The following is a 25,009-nucleotide window of genomic DNA, read 5'->3' on the forward strand; positions in this document are numbered from 1 at the left end:
TTTAATAATGCACAGTTCGTTTAGTTCGCCACACACCGAACTACATGAGCACAAAAAATAATACAGAATGTCTGTATTTATTTAATTAGTATGTTAATGGATGATTAGCGATGCGAATTCATGTCACAATTTGCTCTTACATTTTCTTTAAGCGTCTCTAAAAGAGATAATGAATTTGAAAGAAAGTCGAGATAAGGGTATGATTTATTAATAGTTGGATCACCATTGGCTTCATGAATTTCTTCCCTAAAATCAGCGATTTCCTTGACTATTTGATATTCCATTCTATACTGAACAATCTCATCGTCAACACGGGCCAGTAAGGATTCAGGAGATAGAATAAAGTACTTTTTACGATCACCAGGTTTGGTATAAAATGTAAGCATTCCCCTATTCGAAAGCAATTGAATGTTTGTAGAAATGGTACTCTTACTAGCAGACAGAAAAGTAACCAATTCGTCAAAAGTCGTTCCCTCACCTCTATCAACAACCAAACTGGCAAAAATTCGAGCTGCTATTGGAGGCAGATTATCCTGACGCTCCATAAAGAGACCAAATTTCTCTACCAATTCCTTTTTACGCATTTCTAAGCTCTTCTCTGAATTCATCGTTTTAATATTTAATGATGCAAATATACCATCAGTTCGGTTACTTCCGAACCAACAAGTGTTAAAAAATAAAAAAACACAAATAAAGTCCTAAAACCAGCGAAAAAAAAAATCCAGATCAATGACTCACACTGATCTGGATTATATATGTATATGCACGGATTAAAGCAAAACATCTACATTAAAAATAGCTTTATTTATAGGTTTCCAAATATAATTGCTCAACCTGTTCTCTAGCCCATGGTGTTTTTCTAAGAAAAGTCAAGCTCGACTTGATAGATGGATTAGACTGAAAACAACGTATTTGTATTCTATCGCCCAATTCTTTCCAACCATAAATAGCATGTAAATATTCCAACATATCAACCAACTTCACCCCATGCAAAGGGTTGGATGCTTGCACTTGTGTGACTTTCTTGCTCTCCTCCATCTAAACCGAATCTAATTATACAATACCCGCTTAAGGAACGGTTCCGCAAATGTAATGAAAGGGATTAGAAATAATCTTCATTTAGAAATCTATATTATCGAAAAAAAACTTCAGGAAAAAAGAAGATTAAACCATTCTATTTAATTTTTCACATTATTACTGAAATAAAACGCTATTGATGGGACAAAAATTTAACATCAATACATTTAGAAATACAACTCTCAATAAACGACTTTATCATCTTTTTATCCAATAATATATCCCAAGAACCAATCATACTTAAAAACACTATTAGTCTTGCAGTTACACAACCACAACCATCAATATACTCAACCGATGTTTAGACTGAAATTCCTTTTTATTCCATTAAAAAATAGTAAGGTCACTTATTTTTTATTTATATTTAGACTGCTTAATTCAAAATCATGCATCAATTAACCACGCTTATCTAAATTAAAACAGATATTCAATTGAGCATAATTTATTCAAAACCCTAACTATGACCAAAAGAATAACAAGAGTTCTTGTAGCTAATAGAGGTGAAATTGCCTTAAGAGTTATGAGATCATGTAGGGAAATTGGCATTCAATCAATTGCTGTATATTCTGACGTTGATCGTACATCGATGCACGTTAGATATGCCAATTATGCCTACCCTATTGGACCTGCTCCATCTAATGAAAGCTACCTTAACATCGATAAAATTATTGAGGTTGCCAAAATATCAAAAGCTGACGCCATACATCCTGGCTATGGATTTTTAAGTGAAAATGCTGAATTTTCAAAAAGATGTCAGGAAGAAGGCATCATATTTATTGGTCCGACCCCTGAAATTATCTCAACTATGGGTGATAAAATTACAGCCCGTACAACCATGATCAACTCTGGTGTTCCTGTTGTTCCTGGAACCAAAGAAAATCTAGAAGACGACGAAATGGCTCTCAGAGTTGTCAAAGAAGTAGGATTACCCGTCATGATAAAAGCCTCAGCTGGTGGTGGAGGGAAAGGTATGAGAATGGTAGATAAAGAAGAAAATATTCTAAGCTCCTTGCGTGCTGCCCGTTCCGAAGCCCTGTCATCTTTTGGTGATGATTCTGTTTACGTTGAAAAATACATTTCTTCTCCACATCATATCGAATTTCAAATTCTTGGAGACAAGCACGGAAATGTTATCCATCTCTGCGAAAGAGAATGTTCTGTGCAACGTCGTCACCAAAAAGTGGTTGAAGAAACACCTTCTCCATTAATGACCCCTGAGTTAAGAGAGAAGATGGGGAAATCTGCTGTAGAAGCCGCAAAGGCAGTAAATTATCACGGAGCTGGAACCATCGAATTCCTTGTTGATAACAATCTAAATTACTACTTCTTAGAGATGAATACCCGACTTCAGGTTGAACATCCTATCACCGAAAGGGTAACCGGATACGACCTTGTAAAGGCTCAGATTCAAATTGCTGAAGGCAGACCTCTCGAAATAAAACAAGAAGATATCTTCCAATTTGGACATTCGATAGAATGCCGAATTTACGCTGAAGACACCGACAATAACTTTATGCCAAGCCCTGGACTCATTACTCACATTACAGAACCTATGGGACTTGGTGTTAGAACGGATGGCTATGTTTACGAAGGTTATGAAATTCCAATTCATTATGACCCCATGATTTCGAAGCTTATTATTTGGGCCAGAACCAGAGCCGAAGCGATTGAAAGAATGAGTAGAGCACTGTATGAATATAAAATTACTGGTGTAAAAACTTCGATTAAATTTTTGGAGAGAATAATGGAATGCCCCGACTTTAAGGAAGGAAAATATGACACGCACTTTATTCAGAATAATGAAGATTTCCTAATGGCTCCAGATTCTTCAAAAGAAAGATTTGAAGATCTCGCAATTGTAGCCGCTTTTCTCGACTATAATCACAAACTCAAAAATGCTCCAGGTAGCGACATTATTTCTTCAGGAACCAAATGGAAAGAATTTGGAAGAAGATCTGCCATGCATAGAGCCAATAAAAATTAATCCACATATAAAAATAGATTATGGCACTGGAAATAAAACTAGGAGACAGAATTGCTAAAGTCGAATTGCTGGACCAATCAGGCAATCAGATTAAAATAATGGTGGATAATAATGAATACGATTTGGATTGTTACCAAGTTGAAAAAGGTATTTATTCTATTTTATTCAAAGGGCGTTCATACAATGTTGAACTTATCGCTACCGATTCTCCAAAGAAATACTCCGTCAATACATTTTATCATTCATACGATGCTGAAATAATTGATGCTGAAACTAAATATTTACAAGCCCGAAAAGGCGGTGATATAGAAGATGAAAAAGGCACTATCGTATCACCTATGCCAGGAAAAGTCGTTAAAATACCTGTTCAACTAGGCGATGAAGTAAAAAAAGGCGATACCCTTATTATCATTTCAGCAATGAAAATGGAAAGCGAATACAAGGCAGGGAAAGATGGGACCATTTCTGAAATTTTTGTAAAAGAAGAAGATACGATTAAAGCCAATCAAGCATTGATACATATCGAATAAGTCAAAAACAAAGTTATGAGTATTATACTCATCGATATTCAAATTCCTATCAATAAAAAAAAAGAATCATGCTTACTATAGAAGATAAAATCAAAAAATTTGAGACACTAAGCAAAGCTGCCGAACTGGGTGGTGGCGAAGAACGAATTGCCAAGCATCACGCGGGAGGAAAGAAAACTGCTCGTGAAAGAATCCATGATTTGATGGATCCCGATACCTTTACCGAAATTGATAAGATGGTGACTCACCGTTCCACAGATTTTGGGATGGAAAAGACAAAAATACTGGGCGATGGTGTTGTTTCTGGCTACGGTAAAATTGATGGTAGACTATGTTATGTTTTTGCACAGGACTTTACCGTGTTTGGCGGTTCGCTTAGCAGTGCCAATGCCGATAAAATCGTAAAGGTTACCAAACTTGCCATGAAAATGGGAGCTCCAATTATTGGGCTCAACGATTCGGGTGGAGCCCGAATTCAGGAAGGTGTACAGTCTTTGGCTGGTTACGCTGATATTTTCTACCAGAACGTAAGAGGGTCAGGTGTTATCCCACAGATTTCAGCCATTATGGGTCCTTGCGCCGGTGGTGCGGTTTACTCCCCTGCCCTTACCGACTTTATTATGATGGTAAAGGATACCTCTTATATGTTTGTAACTGGGCCTGATGTGATTAAAACCGTCACTCACGAAGAAGTTACAAAAGAAGAATTGGGGGGAGCGATTACACATAACTCAAAATCAGGCGTAGCCCATTTGGTTGCTGACGACGATGAGCAAGCCATGATGATGCTACGAGAGCTGATGACCTTTCTTCCATCCAATAATATGGAAGATCCACCGGTTAAGCCTTGCACCGATAATATTCACCGAGAGGATGAAAAATTACAGCAAATGGTTCCTGTTGATCCCAACAAGCCCTATAATATCAAAGACATTATTGAAACGGTGGTTGATGATAAGAACTTCTTTGAATTGATGCCACTCTATGCTCAGAACATCACCATTGGTTTTGCTCGTTTGGGTGGACAACCAGTTGGTATAGTTGCTAATAATCCAGCCTTCTTAGCAGGTGTTCTTGATATCAATTCGTCAACAAAAGCGGCTCGTTTTGTACGCTTTTGCGATGCCTTTAATATTCCTCTGGTTACTTTGGTTGATGTGCCGGGTTTCTTGCCAGGAACCGAACAAGAATATGGCGGAATTATCAAGCATGGAGCCAAACTTTTATATGCCTTTGCTGAAGCCACAGTGCCTAAGATTACCCTAATTACCCGTAAGGCTTATGGTGGAGCCTACGACGTAATGGCTTCCAAACATATTGGAGCCGATATTAATTACTCTTTCCCAACGGGTGAAATTGCCGTAATGGGTGCCGAAGGTGCTGTGAATATAATGAGTAAAAACCTGAGCGACGCAGAAAGAGCTGAGGCTATTGAGGATTACCGCGACAAATTTGCGAATCCTTATAAAGCAGCTGAAATGGGTTATATCGATGAAGTGATTCAACCTAAACAATCGCGTTACAAGTTGATTCAGGCATTGGAGATGTGTCGTAACAAGAGCGAACACAACCCACCCAAAAAACACGGGAATATTCCTCTTTAATCAATTACATACAACAGTAAAGCAGGCTATTGAATTCGAGGTTCAATAGCCTGTATTTTTTTATAGACAAAAATCCACACAATGATTTATAAGCATGATCCATCAGCCTGTCGTTCCCCCTTTCTGGCGTTAAAGAACAAGAAAAACTTAAACCTCCATGCACACTAAGTACTAATGTAAATCAACTTTGTGTTCTTTGCGGTAAAAAAAAAATCAAACCACCAAGCACACGAAGAACACTAAGGAAAAATCTAAGTCAACTTTGTGTCCCTTGGATTCTTTGCGGGCTTTGCGATAAAACTTAGTGCACTTTGCGGTAGATTTTATTTTTTGGACTCTTCTTTTTTCAGCATTCCAAAATGAATAGTCTGAATATATTATGGCAGAATTTCCTTGTGAAGACTCACTTCAAATTCCTTAACATGAAGCGGTTTACCTTCATTAAAGAATTCTACAATATAGGGTTTAGCGCAGTGTGCATCAAAAGTCTTTTGATCGAACCATTTTTCAATAAACGTAATTCGATTCTCATCCTCGATACACTGATTCAATTCGTAGCGAATACATCCACCCTCTTGAAGGGTGGCAGGAATCAGGGCATGCAGATTTTTAATCAAATCATTAACTTCACCTGAAACTGCAATAAACTTCGCAATACAAACCAATTGGCTTTCGTTTTTTCTGATATCCATATCTATAATGTTCTAAACTTGATTGCTATTACTTCAATTTATTCTGCTGACGTCGAGCCATAACGACTAAGATATAACCAATAATAACGGGGCCATAAGCCGCAAAAAGAAACTTACCTAATACCAATATCTTAAAATAAACGGCAAAAGTTAATCCCCCACCTATCAGCATCAAGGCATAACCAATCAGTCGTAAATCTTTGGGTTTCATTTTTCCCGAAGTCTGAGCATACTCCAAAGCCTTGGCATCAATTTCTCTGATGATATTCTTAATCTGAGCATCATCAAGATCTTTAGCCTTTAACTCTTTTCTTATTTCAGAGAAATCCATTCCCGACTTCTTTTTCTCTAAATAATAATCAACCAGTTCTTTAGTTTGACTCATTATATTCATTTTTAAGATTCAATAAAGGCTCTCTTGCTTATTCAGCTAAGTAGGCCCTTTTAATAAGTTATAAAAACCTAAAAATAAGTTTTTATTTAAGATTTGGGAAACGCAAAGTTCATTAAATCCAAACAATTTCTATTAAACATTATATATAGTAAGATATTTTACTTAAATTCATAACTGTTTAAGTGAATCGCAGATAAATCTCGCTGTTCACAAAATAAGGTAAACCATCGGCTGGTCATCAACCGGACGACTTTGGCGAGACAACTGGAAGAGGAGGCCGATGGAGCCCGTTAAGGTAAACTATTTTTTTATAATCATGAATTATCAATCAGATTTTGAAACCTGGAAAGACAGGATTGAAGCCCTCCCGCTTTCGGAAGTGAAATTACCGAACCAACCTATCGACGAAGTTACCGCTGGAGCTGAAACACTTGCCAAGGAGGCTGGCAAGGACAAGGACGCATTGGTTGAGGCAGGGCTCGATGCGACTCTAATAGATGAACTGCCTACCCTATCGGGAGCCGTAAGGTTTTCTCAGGCTGAATGGATGAGCGAATTCAATGCTCAGCAGGAAGCGCAGAAAGATTGGTTGGAACAATCGCCGCTGGCTTATAAGTTGCGTGACGAAATTGTCCATCATTTTAGTTTTGCATATCGCAACGAGCCTAAAATAAAAACTAAGATTTCGAGAATAAAGGAGGGCTCTACGCATGCAGATATGATACAGGATTTAATCGAATTGGCTGTACTGGGAGATAAAAATCCTGAACCGCTTAGCAAAATTAATTTCGATGTGACATTAAACCAACAAGCGCGAACGACATCGCACAGAATGTCAGAATTGTTGGCATTATCCAACGGATCGAAGGATGAAACCAGTGCCAGCAAGCTCTTGCGCGACAAGGCTTATACCCTTTTAACGAATCATATGAGTACCATACGCGAATATGGCAAATATGTATTCTGGAAAGACGAAAATCGTAAGGAAAAGTATATGGCGAACTATAAGGCATAATCTGAATACCCCATTAATACTAGCCCCGAGAAGGAGAAACCCTCCCCTCGGGGTTTTTACACTCCCATTGGGCAGCAGATGCCTCCCCTGAGTTAAATATTGGCTTCCATTGAGTATAAAATGCCTTCCCGCAAACTTATGAGCCGCCCATTACTCAAATATTGGCTCCAATTGGATCAAATGTACTCCCCTGATAAGCTTTGAGCCACCCATTGGCAAAGTTTGATATCAACATGATAAAGACTGTTTATAATTACTCTTTTTTTGAGAATAATGTCACAAAAGGAAAGAGTTTCTTAAAGCTCTATTTCTTCAAGACCTGGTTGAACTGGTATTAGTCAGATCCAAGTTCTTTTTATCCGTACTCTAATCGCAGTCTTATTTACTAAAGCTAAGTTCAGTTTTAGTAAAATTGATGATAAAGAATAAAGATCGAAAAATATAAGACTTCTGCTTATCTAAAAAAAAAATGTATCTTAATAATCAAAATGTATTCTAAACTTCATAAACACATAACATTAATATAGTTTTAAAAAATGTTTATTAAATTGAGTAGAATATAAGCATTAAATCATATACGATTATAAAAACGTTGTAGAGTATGAAAATCCTTACCAATTGGAAGACATGGTTATTATTTGTTGTCAGCTTATTTCTCACATGCCTGGCCTCTTTTTTTATTAAGTCTGAAATTGATAAAAAAAATGAAGCTGAATTTATCTTTGAATGCAACGAAATCACTAGTAAAATTAATCTAAGATTACATGCTCATGCACAACTATTAAGAAGCGGAGCTGCACTTTTTAGCGTCTCAGACACTGTAACGCGTGAGACTTGGAGTGATTATATAAAAAAATCAAAAGTAGACTCGAATTTGCCAGGAATCCTTGGGACAGGATTTTCCTTACTTGTCCAGAAGACTCGATTGGAACAACACATTCAACAAATCAGAAATGAAGGTTTTTCCGACTACAAGGTCTGGCCAGAAAGCCATGGTGACACATCTACAGCAATTATTTTTCTTGAACCCTTCTCTCAACGAAATATACGTGCCTTTGGCTTTGATATGATGAGTGAATCGGTTCGAAGGGAAGCAATGGAACGAGCCCGTGATTTAGACATAGCTGCTCTTTCAGGAAAAGTCCTTTTAGTTCAGGAAACAAAAACAGACGTACAAGCTGGAAGTTTAATGTATGTTCCGGTATACCAAAAAGGAGCTGCAATAAATACGATTGAACAAAGACGTTCTGCTATCGTAGGATGGGTTTACAGTCCTTATCGCATGACTGATCTGATGTTGGGTATTTTGGACAAATGGGAATTGAAGCATAATAGAAAAACCTTTTACTTACACATTTTCGATGAAAAGGATTGTTCTTCACAATCCCTTTTGTTTGAATCTCACAAAATTGAAGAACAGGAAGAGTCCGAAAATATACGTTTCTCTTTAAATGTACCTATTGATTTTAATGGCCATCAATGGACATTGGTGTTTTCTCAAAAAAAAGAAAATTTTATTATTGATTACATTATCTCGTGGACGGTATTAATTGGAGGTCTAATTATTAGTATTTTACTATTGTTGCTCACCAATTCAATGCTTAGCACAAAGCGTAAGGCACAAAAAATAGCAGCTACATTAACTTCTGAGCTAAAAGAAAATGAACGTTTACTGAAAGAATCACAAGAAATTGCACACTTAGGAACCTATTCCCTTGATTTAAAAACAGGTGTTTGGAAAAGCTCAGAAATACTCGATGCTATTTTCGGGATCGATAAAAATTACACACATTCAATTGAAGGATGGAGTGCTATTATTCATCCCGATTACAGAGAATTAATGCTTGATTATTTTCAAAATGAAGTAATCGCTCAAAGGTTACCTTTTAATAAAGAATATAAAATAACTAGACTATACAATAAAGACGAACGTTGGGTACATGGTTTAGGTAAATTGGAATTTGATAGCAATGATAATCCTATCCGGTTAATAGGTACAATAAGTGATATTACTGAACAGAAACTTGCGCGGGAACAATTAAACTTAAGTCGCGAACAATACCGAAGCTTATTTGAGAATTCCCCATTGGGTATTTATCAAACAACACCAGAAGGAAAGGTCTTAAACGCTAATCAGGCACTCTTGAAGATGCTGGAATTTGATTCTTTATCTGAACTACAAAGCCGGGACCTTGCAAAAGAGGGCTATAGTCAAGATTCCAACATTACCCGTAAGCAGTTTGTTGATATAATAGAAAGAGATGGATATGTAACAGGCTTGGAAGAAAATTGGACGACTAAAAATGGAAAGGTTATTCCAATTCGCGAAAATGCAAGAGTGGTGAAAGGAAATGATGGGAAAGTCTTATTTTATGAAGGGACAGTGGAAAATATCACTGAACGAAAAAAAGCCGAGCTTGAAATTCAAAATATAACCAACCGCTTAAAACTTGCTACAAGTGCAGCCAATATTGGAATTTGGGATTTGGATGTCATTAATAATGTTTTATTTTGGGATGATTCCATGTACAAACTTTATGGAATTTCATCCAAAACCTTTTTAGGCGCATATGAAGCTTGGGAGGCGGGACTTCATCCAGATGATTTATTAAGAGGCCGTGAGGAAATCCAGATGGCTTTAAAAGGTGAAAAAGAGTTTGATACAGAATTTCGTGTGCTTTGGCCTGATAAATCTGTTCATTATATAAAAGCAAATGGTTTTGTTACCCATGATGTATCGGGTAAGCCAATCCGTATACTGGGAACAAATATGGATATTACAGATCGCAAACTCGCCGAAAAACAAATTCGCTTAAGTCAGGAGCGATATTCAATAGCCGTTGAGGGCTCCAATGATGGCATCTGGGATTGGAATACAGTTACTAACGATGTCTTTTTCTCACCCCCATGGAAAAGCATGCTGGGCTATGACGATGAGGAATTAGAAAATAACTTCAACACCTGGGAAACTCTACTTCATCCCGACGATTATGAGCGCGCTTTATCCACGATTCAATCTTACTTCAATAATGAGATTCTGGAATATGAAGTAGAATTCAGGATGCAACATAAAGATGGAACATACAGATGGATTCTGTCAAAGGGAAAAGCCTTGCGTGACGAAAATGGAAAGCCTTATCGTATGGCTGGCTCACATAGCGATATTACATCTCGTAAACTGGCTGAGGAAGAAATCAATCGATTAAGTGAGCATAATCAGTTGATTCTGAATTCTATTGGAGAGGGAATTTACGGACTGGATTTAGAAGGTAGAATGACCTTTGTAAACCCGGCTGCGGCTGTCATGATAGGAAAACCTGTTGAAGAACTTATTGGCAAACAAAGCCATGCAGGACACCATCATACCCATCTGGACGGATCTCAATATCCCCATAAAGACTGTCTTATTCATAATGTTTTTCGTACAGGAGTAGAGAGTCATGTGGATAATGAAGTGTTTTGGAGGGCGGATGACACGAGTTTCCCTGTTGAATACATATGTACGCCGATAAAAAACGACTCAGGAAATTTGATAGGTGCAGTTGTTGTATTTAAAGATATTACAGAACGCAAAAAAGCCGAGAAAGATCTAAAAGAAAGTGAAAAACGCCTTCGCTCTATCATCGAGACATCTCCTGTTCCGATGGTGATTTCTAAGCTTTCTGAAGGGATTATTGTAATGGCAAATGAAAGTTTTGGTAAACTTTTTAAAATTTCTTTACTGAATGTGATTGGACAAAAAACACCTGATTTTTATGCTAATCCTGACGATCGAAAAAAAATAGTGAAGAAACTAATTAAGGATGGATTTATTAATAATTATGAAATCGTTTTAAAAAAATTAGATGGCGAATTATTCTGGGGGAGTGTATCGCTTAAATTAATGACCCTTGATAATGAACAGGTCTTAATAGCAGGATTTCATGATATCACAGAAATGAAAAATGCTGAGGAAGAAATAATGAAGCATCGTGAACATCTGGAAGAAATGGTCTCTGAAAGAACCCGGGACCTGACGATTTCGCAAAAGAAGCTTCAGCAAAGCCTCAGAGATATTACAGATTACAAATTTGCCCTTGACGAATCAAGCCTTGTTGCGATTACCGACAATAAAGGAATTATTATTTATGCGAATGATATTTTTTGTAGAACATCACAATACAGCCGGGAAGAACTCATTGGAAATACCCATCGAATTATAAATTCAGCTTATCATTCAAGTGATTTTTTCATTGATTTGTGGCGTACAATTTCAATGGGTAAAGTCTGGCGTGGAGAAGTTAAGAATAAAGCCAAAGATGGCAGTTTTAACTGGGTAGATTCTACGATTGTTCCTTTTCTTGATGAACAGGGGAAGCCCTATCAGTATGTATCAGTTCGATTTGATATTACTGAAAAAAAACTCTCCGAAGAAGATTTAATCAAAGCCAAAGAAGTCGCAGATTCTGCTAACCGTGCCAAGAGCGAATTTTTGGCTAATATGAGTCACGAAATTCGAACACCAATGAATGCCGTTATTGGATTTTCTGACCTTCTATCAAAAACCGTGAAAGATGAAAAACAGCGTTCACAAGTGGAGTCGATTCGTAGCAGTGGCAAAAACTTATTAAAGATTATCAATGATATTCTAGATCTCTCAAAAATTGAAGCAGGTAAAATTGATATCATACCTGTACCGATCAACCTTTATAGTCTAATAAGTGAAATCGAAAATATGTTTGCTCCGAAGGTGAATGAAAAAAAGATTGAATTCTCTATCGAATACGAAAGCGCAATTCCACAGCTACTTCTTTTGGATGAAATTCGTTTGCGACAAATTCTATTCAACCTCATTGGAAATGCACTTAAATTCACTGATAAAGGACATGTTATCTTAACAGTTGATGTGCATAGAAATTTGATCGATAATTATGACCTGATTCTTCATGTTGAGGATACGGGCATAGGTATTCCAATTAGTCAACAGGAATTGATCTTTGAGCCTTTCAGCCAACAAGCAGGACAAAATTCAAAATATGGAGGTACCGGCTTGGGATTATCCATCACGAAAAAACTGATTGAAAATATGGGAGGCACGATTAGTCTTGAAAGCAAAGTGGATAAAGGAAGTAACTTCAAGATTACGATTCCTAATATCCCGGCTTTAACCGATCAATCTGAGATACATGAAGATAAATTTGATCATTCAGCAACCCGGTTTGATGAAGCCCGAATTCTGCTTGTTGACGACAATGCAGAAAACAGAAATCTGATTAAGGATCTGTTGGAGCATTCACAATTGACTGTTTTTGAAGCAACCAATGGTGAAGAAGCCATCGTAATTGCAAAGGAGCATCAACCTGATTTAATACTAATGGACTTGCGTATGCCTGTGATGGATGGTTATGAAGCGACCAGAATATTAAAAAACACCAAGAGTACAAAATCAATTCCAATCATTGCAATTTCAGCTTCTACAAGAAAAATCATGAATGGAGATCGCTCAAAAACAATTTTTGATGAATTCCTTATGAAACCATTGGATGCTGCAGATCTGTTCGTCAAAATGAAAAAATATCTTAATCATAAATCTGTCGTTAAAACAGTTGATGAGGATGCTGACACTTTAAATATTGCGCTTACGGATGAACAATTACAAAATCTCCCGGAACTTATAGCAACACTCGAAAACAGTTTTATACCAACCTATATGCATGTAAGCAACTCTCAAATGATTGATGAAATTGAAGAATTCGGAAAAGATTTGCAGATTTTAGCAAAAAACAGTCAGATTAAACCTCTTCTGAATCATGCCACTGACATTTGCAGTTTAGCTGATAATTTTGAGATAGAAAAATTATTAAAAACATTAGGCGAATTTCCAAAAATCATAGCTCAACTTAAAACCTATATACATAATTGATATCGCTATGGAAACAATTAGTAATAATAAAATTAAGATACTCGCTGTTGATGATAACCCGAAGAACATTCAGGTCATTGGGAGTATTTTACGCGATGCTGGTTATTCTGTCGGGTTTGCTAATGATGGTCAGCAAGCCCTAGATCTTTTAAGTAAAATACAAGATTTCGATTTGGTTCTTTTGGATGTCAATATGCCCATAATGGATGGTTTTGAAACCTGCAAGGCCATGCGTAATAACAAGAATCTGAAGGAAATTCCAGTTATATTTCTAACCGCACTAAATGATCCTAAAGACCTTGTTGCAGGGTTCGAAGTGGGAGGTCAGGATTATGTAACCAAACCTTTTAATTCAAAAGAAATCTTATCGCGTGTCAAAACACATATCGACCTGAAAAGGAATAAAGACCAGCTTAAAAAAGTAAACCAATGGCTTGAAGAAAAAGTTGAGGAACGCACTAAAGAACTTCAAAAAACAAACGTGAAACTTGAAGAAGCCAATCAGGAATTAAGGGAGCTCGACAAAGCGAAATCTGACTTTCTTTCCCTTATTAGTCATCAAATAAAAACACCTCTAAATGGCATAATCGGTTTTATTACTGTTCTGAAAAACGAAGAGGTTGATTCAAATATTAAAGAGATGATACATTATCTTGAGATTTCTGCCAATCGGCTGGATAGGTTCGCTAGTGTGAGCTTAAAAATTACCGAATTACGTACAAAAAAAATTGAGCTTCAAAAAAGAGATATCATATTAGCTGATTTAGTTGAATCAGCACAGGCAAATCTTACAGAACGAATTAAAACCAAAGACATTAGCATAACCTATGATGGTAAGCTAGATCATACAGTTATTAATGGCGCGCAGGAACTAGTTGGATTTTGCTTTGAAAGTGTTATTAAAAATGCGGTTAATTATTCACCCAACGAAGGAGTTATTCATGTGAAAGTCGAGACTGACGTAGAAAAAACAGTCTGTTCTTTTATTGATCAGGGGGAAGGATTTAATTCAGATACGTTGAAAAATTTATTCCAATTATTTGTACCCAGTTCGGAATATTTAGATGAGAATAATGGTCTTGATTTAGCTCTGGTGAAACTTATTATGGATGCCCATGGCGGAAAAATCATAGCCACTAACAATAAAGAGAAAGGAACTATTGTTTCATTAATTTTTCCAAATTAAACTCAATGTATTTTCAGTTTTAATCATGAATATCAGGACTTTATTGAGAGTTTCAGGACTATCAAAATAAAAAAAGCTTCACAAATCATCGATTTGTAAAGCTTTTTTTATGTGCCCAGATCGGGACTCGAACCCGAACAACCATAAGGCCACCAGCCCCTCAAGCTGGCGCGTCTACCAATTTCGCCACCTGGGCTTGTTTTGCGTGACAACAAAAGTAATAAATATGTTCTATATGCAAAGGAATAAGAGAATCAATTAAAATAAAAAAGACTGATAAATGATCAAAAAACAGATTTTCAAAGCTTAAGCTCAAAGGTGCTTTCAAGCCTTTTTATATCTTTGTGCCATATTATAATTTATTCAATATGTCAGAACAGATACAAGACTATAGCTATCTCGATCAAATAGCCCTACAAAAAGAGAAATGGAATGATCTAAATAAATCTGAATTACAGGTGATGTGCTTCAGAACTTTCCTGCTTTATGGGCAATCACAAAATAAAAACATGATACTCACCGTTTTCGAAATGTATGAGTTCCTCATGGCCAGTTCTTCTGCTACAGATCGCACTAAGATGCTAACCGCACTTAGTGCTAACATTAGAAAAAAGAATACAAAGGCAATTATGGCGCTTTTCCCTTTTATACAAGTGGAGGAAGATGCTAACATCATTCGTACATCAGCTCAGTTTTTTGTCAATCTATCAATTATCTCAAACAAGGAAGCCATTTCAGGTGCTAAAATTCTTTTAGAACTGATTCGAGAGGATTTAAACGATGCTCGTTCTGCCTATGTTCTTTTAGGACTACTTGATATTGATAATGAAAAGGTGAATGCACAAGTGAGTCTCATCTATTCTGAGCTTGGCAGTGAGGTTAAAACTATTCTACACAATAATGGAGTAAAGGTATAGTAAGCACCATTCTTAAAAGACCCTAGAAAATGTGATTCCATAATGGAATCACATTTTTTTTATCTACGAATTTACTTTTATAAAAGTAGACAACATAAGACATAGCATAAAAGTAAAATCAGAGATTCAATTCCGCCCCCTTTAGATCCACACACAATCAACACATTAGGAGCTATTTTTTTTATTTTTTTATTAAACCTTTTTTAATAACTTTATTAATCGATTGTTTTTATGCTTAAAATATACAGATCCTAATGCTAATAAATCGAATTGTATTTATCAATTAGTCGATGAACAAAAAAACACATAATTGTTAAGCGATACAGATGAAATTAAAGATAAATAGATTCGAAACAAGCACAATCTTGAGCTAATAAACCATACTGACTTTAATAATTTACTAATTCTGTTGCAGGACTTTAATAGTTTGAAATTAATAGATCATATGAAATGAGCTAGCCATTGTATCTAATACAAATATTGGTTGATTGGGCTACTTCTGCCGATAATTCGGAATAGATTATATTTAGAAACATGGAATAATTAAAGTATGAAAGTATTAATGTTTGGATGGGAGTTCCCCCCCCATATTTCGGGTGGTTTAGGCACAGCTTGCTACGGTTTAACCAAAGGAATGTCTAAAATTAATGATCTCGATATTGTGTTTGTCGTACCCAAAGCATACGGCGACGAAGATCAAAACAATATGGAATTGCTTGGAGCCAACAATACAAAAGTTAGTCAGATCCCGAAAAATATTGAAGAATTTAGACGCAAACACATTTACCTCGAAGTAAATGCGATGCTTATCCCATATAATGATCCAGAAAAGCGTTATACTTTTTTTAGCGATGACTTTATTGACAATCAAAATTTATTTGATGTCGATGAAAAAGGTAAAATAAAATTCACTGGCTTATATGGCGATAAGCTTATTGAAGAGATATATAAATATGCTTATGTCGCCTCGGTTATCAGCCAAGAGAACGAACACGACGTGATTCACGCCCACGACTGGTTGGCATACCCAGCAGGAATTGCCGCCAAAGAAGTATCAGGAAAACCTCTTGTTATTCATGTACATGCTACAGATTTCGACCGTAGTGGAGGAAAGGTAAACCCGACGGTTTTCGATATAGAAAAAAGAGGTATGGATGCTGCCGATCAGATTATCACCGTAAGCAATCTGACCAGACAGATAGTGATTGAGAAATACGGACAGAACCCCAACAAAGTAACAACGGTATATAATGCTGTTGAACCCATCACCAAGAAAGAAAGAAAGGACGTTAAGAAAGATAGTAATGAAAAAATAGTAACATTTCTAGGGCGAATTACATTGCAAAAAGGACCCGAATATTTCATAGAGGCTGCCAAACTTGTTTTGCAAAAAAACAATAATGTCAGATTCGTAATGGCAGGCAGTGGCGATATGCTTGAAAAAATGATTGATCGTGTTGCTCAATTAGGTATCTCTGACAAATTCCATTTCCCAGGTTTTTTGAAAGGCTCTGAGGTTTTCGAAATGCTTCACAAGAGTGATGTTTACGTGATGCCCTCGGTATCAGAACCCTTTGGCATATCTCCGCTCGAAGCTATGCAATCCGATGTACCAACCATTATAACGAATCAATCCGGCGTCTCAGAAATACTAACTCATGCAGCCAAATTCGACTATTGGGATGTTCATGCTTTAGCCGATGCGATTTATGGTATTGTGACTTACGATACCCTACCTAAAATGTTTAAAAAGAACGGAAGAGTCGAAGTCGATAATTTGAAATGGGAGAACTCAGCTCTCAACGTATACGATGTTTATATAAAAGCAATAGAAAATAAACAATTCGTATTCTAAATCACCTACTCCTAGGATATTCATTACAATCAAATACGAAAATATGAAAGCAATATGTTTATATTTCCAGGTACACCAACCACTCAGACTTAGACGATATCGTTTTTTTGAAATTGGCAACGATCATTATTATTACGACGATTATACCAACGAAAGTATTACACAAAAAATTGCAAAGGAATGCTATTTACCGGCCAATGCAATTCTCTTAAATTTGATTCAGTCGTTAAAAGGAAAGTTTAAATTATCCTTTTCTATCACAGGACTGGCGCTAGATCAATTTGAACACTATGCCCCCGAAGTGATTGAAAGCTTTCAAATGCTGGCTGCAACCGGATATGTTGAATTTCTGGCAGAAACCTATTCCCACTCTTTAGCTTCGCTCAATAATAAAGACGAATTTGCCGCGCAAGTGCAGACACACTCTCAACGTATAGAGAAACTATTCGGACAAAAACCCAAGATTTTCAGGAATACCGAACTCATCTATTCCGATCATATTGGCGAAATGATAGCCAAACTGGGTTACGAAGGTATTTTGGCTGGAGGAGCAAGACAATTAGTAGAATCAAATAAGCCAAATTATCTATACTCTAACTTCATAAACCCAAATCTGAGGGTTATGGTGAAAAACAAAAGGTTAAGTGATGCCATAACCTCTCGATTCTCAGATAAAAACGGATTAACTGCTGAAAAGTTCACAAAACTGCTTAATAAAGGAAATCAAAATGGAAATATTGTCAATATCTTCTTAGACTACGAGATCTTCAACGAAAATCAAACAAAGAATACGAGCATGTTGAATTTCTTCACTGAATTACCAAAGGTTATTTTATCAAATACAGAATTTGAATTTGCGACTTTTTCCGAAATCGTAAAAAATCAAGAACCTATTGGGGCTATAAACATGCCACAGCCAGTTTCATGGAACAAAAAAGAAGATAATTTATCGGCCTGGCAGGGTAACGACTTACAGAAAGAAGCAAGTCGTAAATTGTATATATTACGCAATTCTGTTCTCAGAGTAGATAATGATCACATAAACATGGACTGGAAGTTTTTGCAATCGTCAGATCATTTCTATTATATGAGCAACAATTTCTTTACAGATGGTGATATTCATAACTGTTGTAGTCCATATAATTCACCCTACGATGCATTTATCAACTACATGAATATTTTGAGCGATTTCAAAAATAGACTCACAGAATTAAATATGCATAAGGCTGAAGCTATTCCCGGGTATGAATATCAGAAAGTTTAAAATGCAACATGATTCTTCAATGCCAGTAAAAATAGAATATTCTTAAAAACATAGTGCTCAGCAACATGCAAACTAAAGTTTACTAGAACTTTAATAAATATATTCAGGAATAGCTTTAGTTAAGAATCAGACCGAAAATGGATTTTAATTTCATTGAGAATTTTGAGTTGATGAATTATGAAGGAAATAAAAGGAAAACCAGATTATATTTTTGAGGTTAGTTGGGAAGTTTGCAATAAAATTGGAGGCATACACACTGTAATTTCAACAAAGGCATTATCTCTAAAAAAAGCTTTCGGCGATAACATCATCTATATCGGGCCTGATTTATGGAATGAAAATAACCCCTGTCAGGAATTCAAAGAGGATTTGACTTTATTTAAAGAATGGAAACTACAAGTGGCTTCTTGTGGTATAAACGTCAAGATTGGTCGTTGGTTAATCCTAGGGAATCCACTTGCCATACTTATCGATTTTAAGAGTCTAATACCTCGTAAAGATGAGATTTTTACACATCTATGGGAAGTCTATAGATTGGAATCCTTAAATGCCGAATGGGAATTTGTGGAAGCTGCTCTATTTGGCTATGCCAGTGGTATCGTAATAGAAAGTTTTATCGATTTTCAGCTATCAGACTCAGATATTCCATTGGCTCATTTCCACGAATGGATGTCGGGTACTGGTTGCCTTTATATTGAGATGAATTCTCCTGAAATCACGACCATATTCACCACGCATGCTACCATGATGGGGCGTGTATTGGCCAGTAATTACGAGAATTTATATGCCAATTTAGTTTATTTTGATGCTAAAGAAAAAGCTGAACAATACAATGTTATTTCTAAATGTTCACTTGAGAAATCAGCTGCCATTGCAGCCGACTGTTTAACTACTGTAAGCCATATTACTTCATGGGAATGTCGTCAGTTTTATGGTCGTCCGGTAAATATGATTACCCCCAATGGTTTTGAAGAGGATTTAATACCCAGTGATATTGAACTGGAAGAAAAACGGAATATAGCCCGCCAAAGTTTCAAGCGTGTTGCCGAAGCTTTGTTCGGATATCAATTGCCAGCAGATACACTATTTATTGGTACTAGCGGAAGATACGAATATAAAAATAAGGGTATCGACATCTTTTTAGAATCACTAGCCAAACTCAATCTCAACAAAAGCCTAAATCGAGAAATTGTAGCCTTTTTATTTATTCCAGGCGATCCCAAAGGACCTCGACAAGATCTATTAGAAAATATTAAACATGAAAGAAGTAAGACCTTATCAATACCGTATGTCACCCATTATCTGGGAAATACGAATCAAGATCCCATTCTCAATAAAATACAAAATATCTGTTTAAAAAACACAGACAAAGATAAAGTTAAAGTGATTCTTTGTCCAACTTATTTAAATGGTGAAGATGGTATTTTCAACCTATCATATTACAATTTACTTGTGGGATTAGACTTGTCTGTTTTCCCATCATACTATGAGCCTTGGGGGTATACGCCTCATGAAAGTATTGCTTTTAAAGTACCTACCATCACGACCACTTTGGCAGGCTTTGGGAAATGGGTAAACAAAACGAATGGTCAAGATTTTAGCGGAGTTGAAGTATTAGAACGTACTGATCTCAATACATTGGAATTAATCAAAAATCTTAGTCAATCTATTTTATCATTCTCAAGAAACTCCGAAAAAGACTTGCAAGTCATTCGAAACAAAGCTCAGGCTTTATCAAAGAAAGCTTTATGGAAAAATTTTATCAACTATTATCTTCAAGCATACGAAATTGCCATGAAAAATAATGTAAATCGAAATACTACCAATAGAGATACAAACTTCGAATATTTAAACCAGCAACTAGAAACCCCTAAAAGCAATCAGGTTAGCTGGAGAAAGTTATTTATAGGATCAAATTTACCCGAATCAATCAAGGGACTCGAAGAGCTTTCAATGAATATCTGGTGGTCGTGGAATTATCATGCAATTGACCTTTTTAAATTTATCGATCCGATACTTTGGCATAAATGCAACAAAAATCCCATACTACTATTAAAACAAATCCCAAGCAAGCGTCTAATACAATTAGTAACTGATGATGACTTTATTAAAAAATATAATCATGTTTATCAGGACTTTAAAGATTATCTGGCTGTTGAACCAGAAATTAAACAGCCTAAGATTGCATATTTTAGTATGGAATATGGTTTAAATGATAATCTTAAAATTTATTCAGGAGGCCTTGGGATTTTAGCTGGAGACTACTTGAAAGAAGCGAGCGATTCTAATATAAATATGATCGGAATCGGTTTAATGTACCGATTTGGTTATTTTACTCAAAGTCTCTCTTTAAATGGAGAACAACAAGTCACTAACGAAGAACAAAAATTAAGTCACCTACCAATCACCCAAGTAAGGGATTCAATAGGTTTGCCTATAACGATCAGTATTGAAATTGCCAATCATAGTGTAGATGCAATAATCTATCGAGTAAATGTAGGTCGTATTCCTCTTTACCTGCTAGATACCAATATCGAAACAAACTCAGAAGAAGACAAAGCAATTACTCATCAACTTTATAGCGGTAATTGGGACAATCGTATCAAGCAAGAAATTATTTTAGGAATGGGGGGTATCAGAACTTTAAACGCTCTCGATATTCATCCAGACTTGTATCACTGTAACGAAGGCCATGCAGCCCTTATCAATGTGGAGCTATTGACACAATTATGCGCACAGTCACATAATTTCAGCGAAGCCCTCGAAATTGTAAGGACATCCTCATTATTTACAACGCATACTCCTGTTCCCGCTGGACACGATACATTTGAAGAAGGTATGATTCGTCATTACCTTGCCCATATTCCATCGCAACTTGGAATTAACTGGGAACAGTTTCTCTCTTTGGGAAGAGTTAATCCTAAAGATCATAATGAGAAATTTTCAATGAGTAATCTGGCGGCCAACACTTCTCATCAAATGAACGGTGTGAGCTGGCTACATGGAAAAGTATCTCGACAAATATTCAATAATCTTTACGCAGGCTATTTCCCCGAAGAGTTACACATAGACTACGTGACCAATGGCGTACATTATCCAACATGGACAGCTAAAGAATGGCGTTCTCTATACGAATCCGAATTCCCAAAGAATTTCATACAAGACCAATCAAATTCGGAACATTGGGAAAAGATATATGATGTTGACGATGAGAAAATTTGGGAAATACGCCAAGAATTGCGAAAGAATCTCATCTATTTTGTAAAAAACAAATTCAGAAAAAGCTGGATTCGTCGTTACGAAGATCCACGCAGAATGCTTGAAATTATTGAATCAATTAATGAAAATGCTTTAACTATCGGTTTTGCACGTCGATTTGCAACCTATAAACGTGCACATCTCCTGTTTAGCGACCTAAATCAATTATCTAAACTCGTGAATAATCCGGAACGTCCTATTCAATTTATATTTGCAGGGAAAGCTCACCCAGCAGATAAAGCAGGTCAGGATTTAATTAAAAATATTGTCAAGATATCGCGTCGACCAGAGTTTGCTGGTAAAATTCTATTTCTTGAAAACTATGACATTGAACTGGGTAAGCGGCTTGTTAAAGGAGTTGATATATGGATGAATACACCTACCAGACCTCTTGAAGCATCTGGAACCTCGGGTGAAAAAGCCGTGATGAATGGCGTTCTGAACTTTAGTGTTCTCGATGGCTGGTGGATGGAAGGTTATAAAAAAGAAGCAGGTTGGGCTATAACAGAAAAACGAACTTACGAAAGTCAGGATTTACAAGATCAACTGGATGCTAAAATCATCTATAGCAAATTCGAAAATGAAATAATTCCTTTATTTTATGATCGTGAAGATGGGAAATTACCTATAAAATGGATACAGTACATCAAAAAATGTATAGCTGAAATTGCTCCACATTATACGACTAAACGTATGATGGATGACTACAACGATAAGTTCTACTCAAAAATGTATGAAAAAGTTCAGAAACTGAAAGAAAACAACTTCCAGTTAGCTAAAAACATTGTTAATTGGAAACAACATATCCTTAGTCATTGGGACAATATAGAAGTGATTTCAGTAGATGCACCCAACACACAAAAAAAACAGTATATCGCTAGCGACAACTATAATATCGAGGTTGTTTTAGATTTGAAAGAACTCATTAACGATTCTATATGTGTTGAACTTGTTATGCGTTCATCTATTTATCCTGAGAACTTGGGTAAAATACTTACCCGAAAGCTAGTACTGAATTCAAAAGTCAACAGCTTGGCTTTTTATAAGCTAAATTTAACTCTTGACGATGCTGGAGTTTTCGATTTTGGACTCAGAATATATGCTGAAAATAATGATTTACCTCATCGTCAGGATTTCTGTTACGTAAAATGGATCTAACAAAAAAACGACTGGTCATATGACCAGTCGTTTTTTTTTGTTCTACAAATACTGTTCGTAGAAATCGCGACACTCATCTTGCTCTTGAGAACTTCGATCTTCCAAAAACTGAATTCTATAAAGAAATGCTCTTTCATCAGGGGTCATTTCTCTTTCGCTATCTGGCGAGTTAAAATTTTCGCCTTTTAACTTTTGAAATCTTTCAATTACGCTTGAATCACTTTGTTTTACAAGCCATTCAATTAATTCTAATTTTTCGGTTTGTTGATTCATGATGTGTTAAGTAGTTTGTTTTGCTTAGTAGTTTTCACCTATAGACTAACAAGTTAGTTATTTTTACAGCAACATAATAATTTAATGCGGTTTTTTTTCTTTAAATAACAAAAACATCAGTATTGGTAATCCCCAAAAGACAGCAAACACAAAAGTTCATTTTAGAAGCTTGATATTTTACATACCAAATATCCCCATTTAGGGAGTTTAAACGACTTCCCTTTGTTCAAAAATTCTTCACAAGTTATTGTATCTATAGTTGCATTATTAGCTTCTAACCTCAATTTTCCATTCTTTGGCATCCCCATTAATTCAAAAGCATGCTTGGGAATTTTAACCCGAATCTCTTTCTCACAATTGTAAAAATTTACAATCATCAATAAATGTTGCAAATGGGTATATCTTAGATAAAAATAATATCGAGATGTATCGGATTCAGAGGAGGCAGGATTGTACCACATTAAATCATAAAACTCTCCATTAACGACAGCATCCTTTTGCGCAATATTAAGAATATCATGATACGACTTTCTCAGTTCCTTCTGAGAGTTTAATAAACGTCCACCATCGAACTTGCCATCATTCATCCATTTTTGATACTGTGGTACTCGCCAATAATCAAAAAGGGTAGTTTTACCATCATCCTTACTATAACCTGAAACGCCATCAGCAGCCTCTCCAACCTCTTGACCAAAATATAGCATAATCGGCCCCTTATTCAGAGTAGCTACGATAAACATAGCAGGAATAGCTCTTGTAGGCTCACCAGCAAAAAATGCAGATGCTATTCGCTGTTCATCATGGTTTTCTAGAAAACGTAACATATGAGCATCCTTTCCATTCAAATTTTGCCAACACTGTGAAATATCCGACGTCTTGCTATCGCCCTGAATCACTCTTTTTAGTGTATCATATAATCCAACTTTATCATACAAATAATCAAATTTTCCATATTCTATATAACTATCATATTTTTGAGGATCATAAACCTCAGCAATAAAGATCAGGTTTGGGAAGCTTAATTTGACAACTGATATCAACCAATTCCAAAACTCGACAGGCACCATTTCAACCATATCACAACGGAAAGCATCCACCCCCATTGCTGCCCAATAAGAAATTACCTGCTCCATTTTAAGCCAGGTATCAGGAATAGGATCAAAATGCTTATTCCTGCCATTCAAATAATCGATACCATAATTCAGCTTCACCGTTTCGTACCAATCGTTTACGGAGGGGTAAGCTGAGAAAATATCATTCCCAGTCGCTTTGGCAGGTTTTTCAGAATAACTGGCGATAGGATGTTTCTCCAATAAAGAATCAGGCAAGTACAAGTTCTCATTGGGCATATAGTAGAAATTATTATCCCTATCAAAAGCCTTTGAATTATCATCATCTTTCCCAAAATCAACAATTCCCAAAGGCTTTTTATCAGAATAATATTCCCGAGCCAAATGATTGGGTATAAAATCGATGATCACCTTCATATTCGCCTGATGCGTTCGCTCTATCAAATCTTGAAACTCCTCAATTCGCTTATCCGCATCAACCGCCAAATCAGGATTCACATCGTAATAATCTTTAATAGCATAAGGAGATCCCGCTTTTCCCTTTATAACCAGAGGATTCCCATCAGGAATATCACAGTCAGGATACCCCTTAACAAGAGCATGTTCGATAATACCTGTATACCAGATATGAGTAATTCCTAGTTTATGGATTTCAGATAATGCTTTTTCCGAGATGTCATCCATCTTTCCTACACCATTCTCATCTCGGTTTCCATTGAGTTTACATTCCTCGTTTTTATTTCCAAACAAACGGGTTAAGATTTGGTATATGATTGGTTTCATGTTTTTCTAGACGCTGTTTAAAAATGAATTTAATAATCGAACACAGT

Annotated in this window: 16 protein-coding genes and 1 tRNA gene; 10 read left to right on the forward strand and 7 right to left on the reverse strand. The window is 36.2% G+C overall.

Annotation, left to right across the window (positions count from 1 at the left end; translation table 11 throughout):
* Positions 1-104: 104 nt before the first annotated feature.
* Both DWB61_RS10220 and DWB61_RS10225 read right to left on the reverse strand, forming a co-directional pair.
* On the reverse strand, positions 105-608 hold the full coding sequence (locus DWB61_RS10220) for a GbsR/MarR family transcriptional regulator (RefSeq protein WP_125030817.1): 504 nt from the start codon (positions 606-608) through the stop codon (positions 105-107).
* Positions 609-801: 193 nt separating this feature from the next.
* Complete coding sequence (locus DWB61_RS10225; protein ID WP_125030818.1) at positions 802-1,038, reverse strand: VF530 family protein; 237 nt, start codon at positions 1,036-1,038, stop codon at positions 802-804.
* Positions 1,039-1,537: 499 nt separating this feature from the next.
* Between DWB61_RS10225 and accC the strand changes: the two genes are divergently transcribed.
* From accC to DWB61_RS10240, 3 genes are all read left to right on the forward strand, one after another.
* The gene (gene accC, locus DWB61_RS10230; protein ID WP_125030819.1) at positions 1,538-3,061 is read left to right on the forward strand and encodes an acetyl-CoA carboxylase biotin carboxylase subunit; all 1,524 of its coding nucleotides are present in this window, start codon (positions 1,538-1,540) and stop codon (positions 3,059-3,061) included.
* 20 nt (positions 3,062-3,081) lie between these two features.
* The gene (locus DWB61_RS10235) at positions 3,082-3,591 is read left to right on the forward strand and encodes an acyl-CoA carboxylase biotin carboxyl carrier protein subunit (RefSeq protein ID WP_125030820.1); all 510 of its coding nucleotides are present in this window, start codon (positions 3,082-3,084) and stop codon (positions 3,589-3,591) included.
* 68 nt (positions 3,592-3,659) lie between these two features.
* Positions 3,660-5,195, forward strand: a complete 1,536-nt coding sequence (locus DWB61_RS10240; protein ID WP_125030821.1) for an acyl-CoA carboxylase subunit beta — start codon at positions 3,660-3,662, stop codon at positions 5,193-5,195.
* Positions 5,196-5,572: 377 nt separating this feature from the next.
* Here the strand turns inward: DWB61_RS10240 and DWB61_RS10245 are convergent, their stop codons facing one another.
* Both DWB61_RS10245 and DWB61_RS10250 read right to left on the reverse strand, forming a co-directional pair.
* Positions 5,573-5,887 (reverse strand): putative quinol monooxygenase, encoded by a 315-nt coding sequence (locus tag DWB61_RS10245; RefSeq protein ID WP_125030822.1) that lies wholly within the window; start codon positions 5,885-5,887, stop codon positions 5,573-5,575.
* 28 nt (positions 5,888-5,915) lie between these two features.
* On the reverse strand, positions 5,916-6,272 hold the full coding sequence (locus DWB61_RS10250) for a hypothetical protein (protein WP_125030823.1): 357 nt from the start codon (positions 6,270-6,272) through the stop codon (positions 5,916-5,918).
* Between the two features lie 325 nt (positions 6,273-6,597).
* On the opposite strand from DWB61_RS10250, the gene DWB61_RS10255 reads away from it, so the two are divergent.
* The 3 genes from DWB61_RS10255 to DWB61_RS10265 all read left to right on the forward strand — a co-directional run bounded on the left by DWB61_RS10255 (position 6,598) and on the right by DWB61_RS10265 (position 14,384).
* Positions 6,598-7,296, forward strand: coding sequence for a hypothetical protein (locus tag DWB61_RS10255; protein WP_125030824.1), 699 nt, complete (start codon positions 6,598-6,600; stop codon positions 7,294-7,296).
* A gap of 601 nt (positions 7,297-7,897) precedes the next feature.
* Positions 7,898-13,198 (forward strand): PAS domain S-box protein, encoded by a 5,301-nt coding sequence (locus DWB61_RS10260; RefSeq protein WP_125030825.1) that lies wholly within the window; start codon positions 7,898-7,900, stop codon positions 13,196-13,198.
* 7 nt (positions 13,199-13,205) lie between these two features.
* Positions 13,206-14,384, forward strand: coding sequence for a hybrid sensor histidine kinase/response regulator (locus DWB61_RS10265; protein WP_125030826.1), 1,179 nt, complete (start codon positions 13,206-13,208; stop codon positions 14,382-14,384).
* Between the two features lie 112 nt (positions 14,385-14,496).
* Here DWB61_RS10265 and DWB61_RS10270 read toward each other — a convergent pair.
* Positions 14,497-14,580, reverse strand: a tRNA-Leu gene (locus tag DWB61_RS10270).
* 172 nt (positions 14,581-14,752) lie between these two features.
* Here DWB61_RS10270 and DWB61_RS10275 point away from each other — a divergent pair.
* The 4 genes from DWB61_RS10275 (at position 14,753) to glgP (ending at position 22,836) form a co-directional block, all read left to right on the forward strand.
* Complete coding sequence (locus DWB61_RS10275) at positions 14,753-15,301, forward strand: hypothetical protein (protein ID WP_125030827.1); 549 nt, start codon at positions 14,753-14,755, stop codon at positions 15,299-15,301.
* Between the two features lie 550 nt (positions 15,302-15,851).
* Positions 15,852-17,156: a glycosyltransferase family 4 protein gene (locus tag DWB61_RS10280; RefSeq protein ID WP_125030828.1), complete on the forward strand. Its 1,305-nt coding sequence runs from the start codon at positions 15,852-15,854 to the stop codon at positions 17,154-17,156.
* Between the two features lie 43 nt (positions 17,157-17,199).
* Complete coding sequence (locus tag DWB61_RS10285; protein WP_125030829.1) at positions 17,200-18,420, forward strand: glycoside hydrolase family 57 protein; 1,221 nt, start codon at positions 17,200-17,202, stop codon at positions 18,418-18,420.
* A 177-nt stretch (positions 18,421-18,597) separates the two neighbouring features.
* Positions 18,598-22,836: an alpha-glucan family phosphorylase gene (glgP, locus tag DWB61_RS10290; protein WP_125030830.1), complete on the forward strand. Its 4,239-nt coding sequence runs from the start codon at positions 18,598-18,600 to the stop codon at positions 22,834-22,836.
* A 42-nt stretch (positions 22,837-22,878) separates the two neighbouring features.
* Here glgP and DWB61_RS10295 read toward each other — a convergent pair whose 3' ends face one another.
* Both DWB61_RS10295 and DWB61_RS10300 read right to left on the reverse strand, forming a co-directional pair.
* Positions 22,879-23,109, reverse strand: a complete 231-nt coding sequence (locus DWB61_RS10295) for a hypothetical protein (RefSeq protein WP_125030831.1) — start codon at positions 23,107-23,109, stop codon at positions 22,879-22,881.
* Between the two features lie 161 nt (positions 23,110-23,270).
* On the reverse strand, positions 23,271-24,962 hold the full coding sequence (locus DWB61_RS10300) for an alpha-amylase family protein (RefSeq protein WP_125030832.1): 1,692 nt from the start codon (positions 24,960-24,962) through the stop codon (positions 23,271-23,273).
* Between the last annotated feature and the right edge of the window lie 47 nt (positions 24,963-25,009).

The organism is Ancylomarina euxina (assembly GCF_003863355.1).
In the GTDB taxonomy this organism is placed as follows: Bacteria; Bacteroidota; Bacteroidia; order Bacteroidales; family Marinifilaceae; genus Ancylomarina; species Ancylomarina euxinus.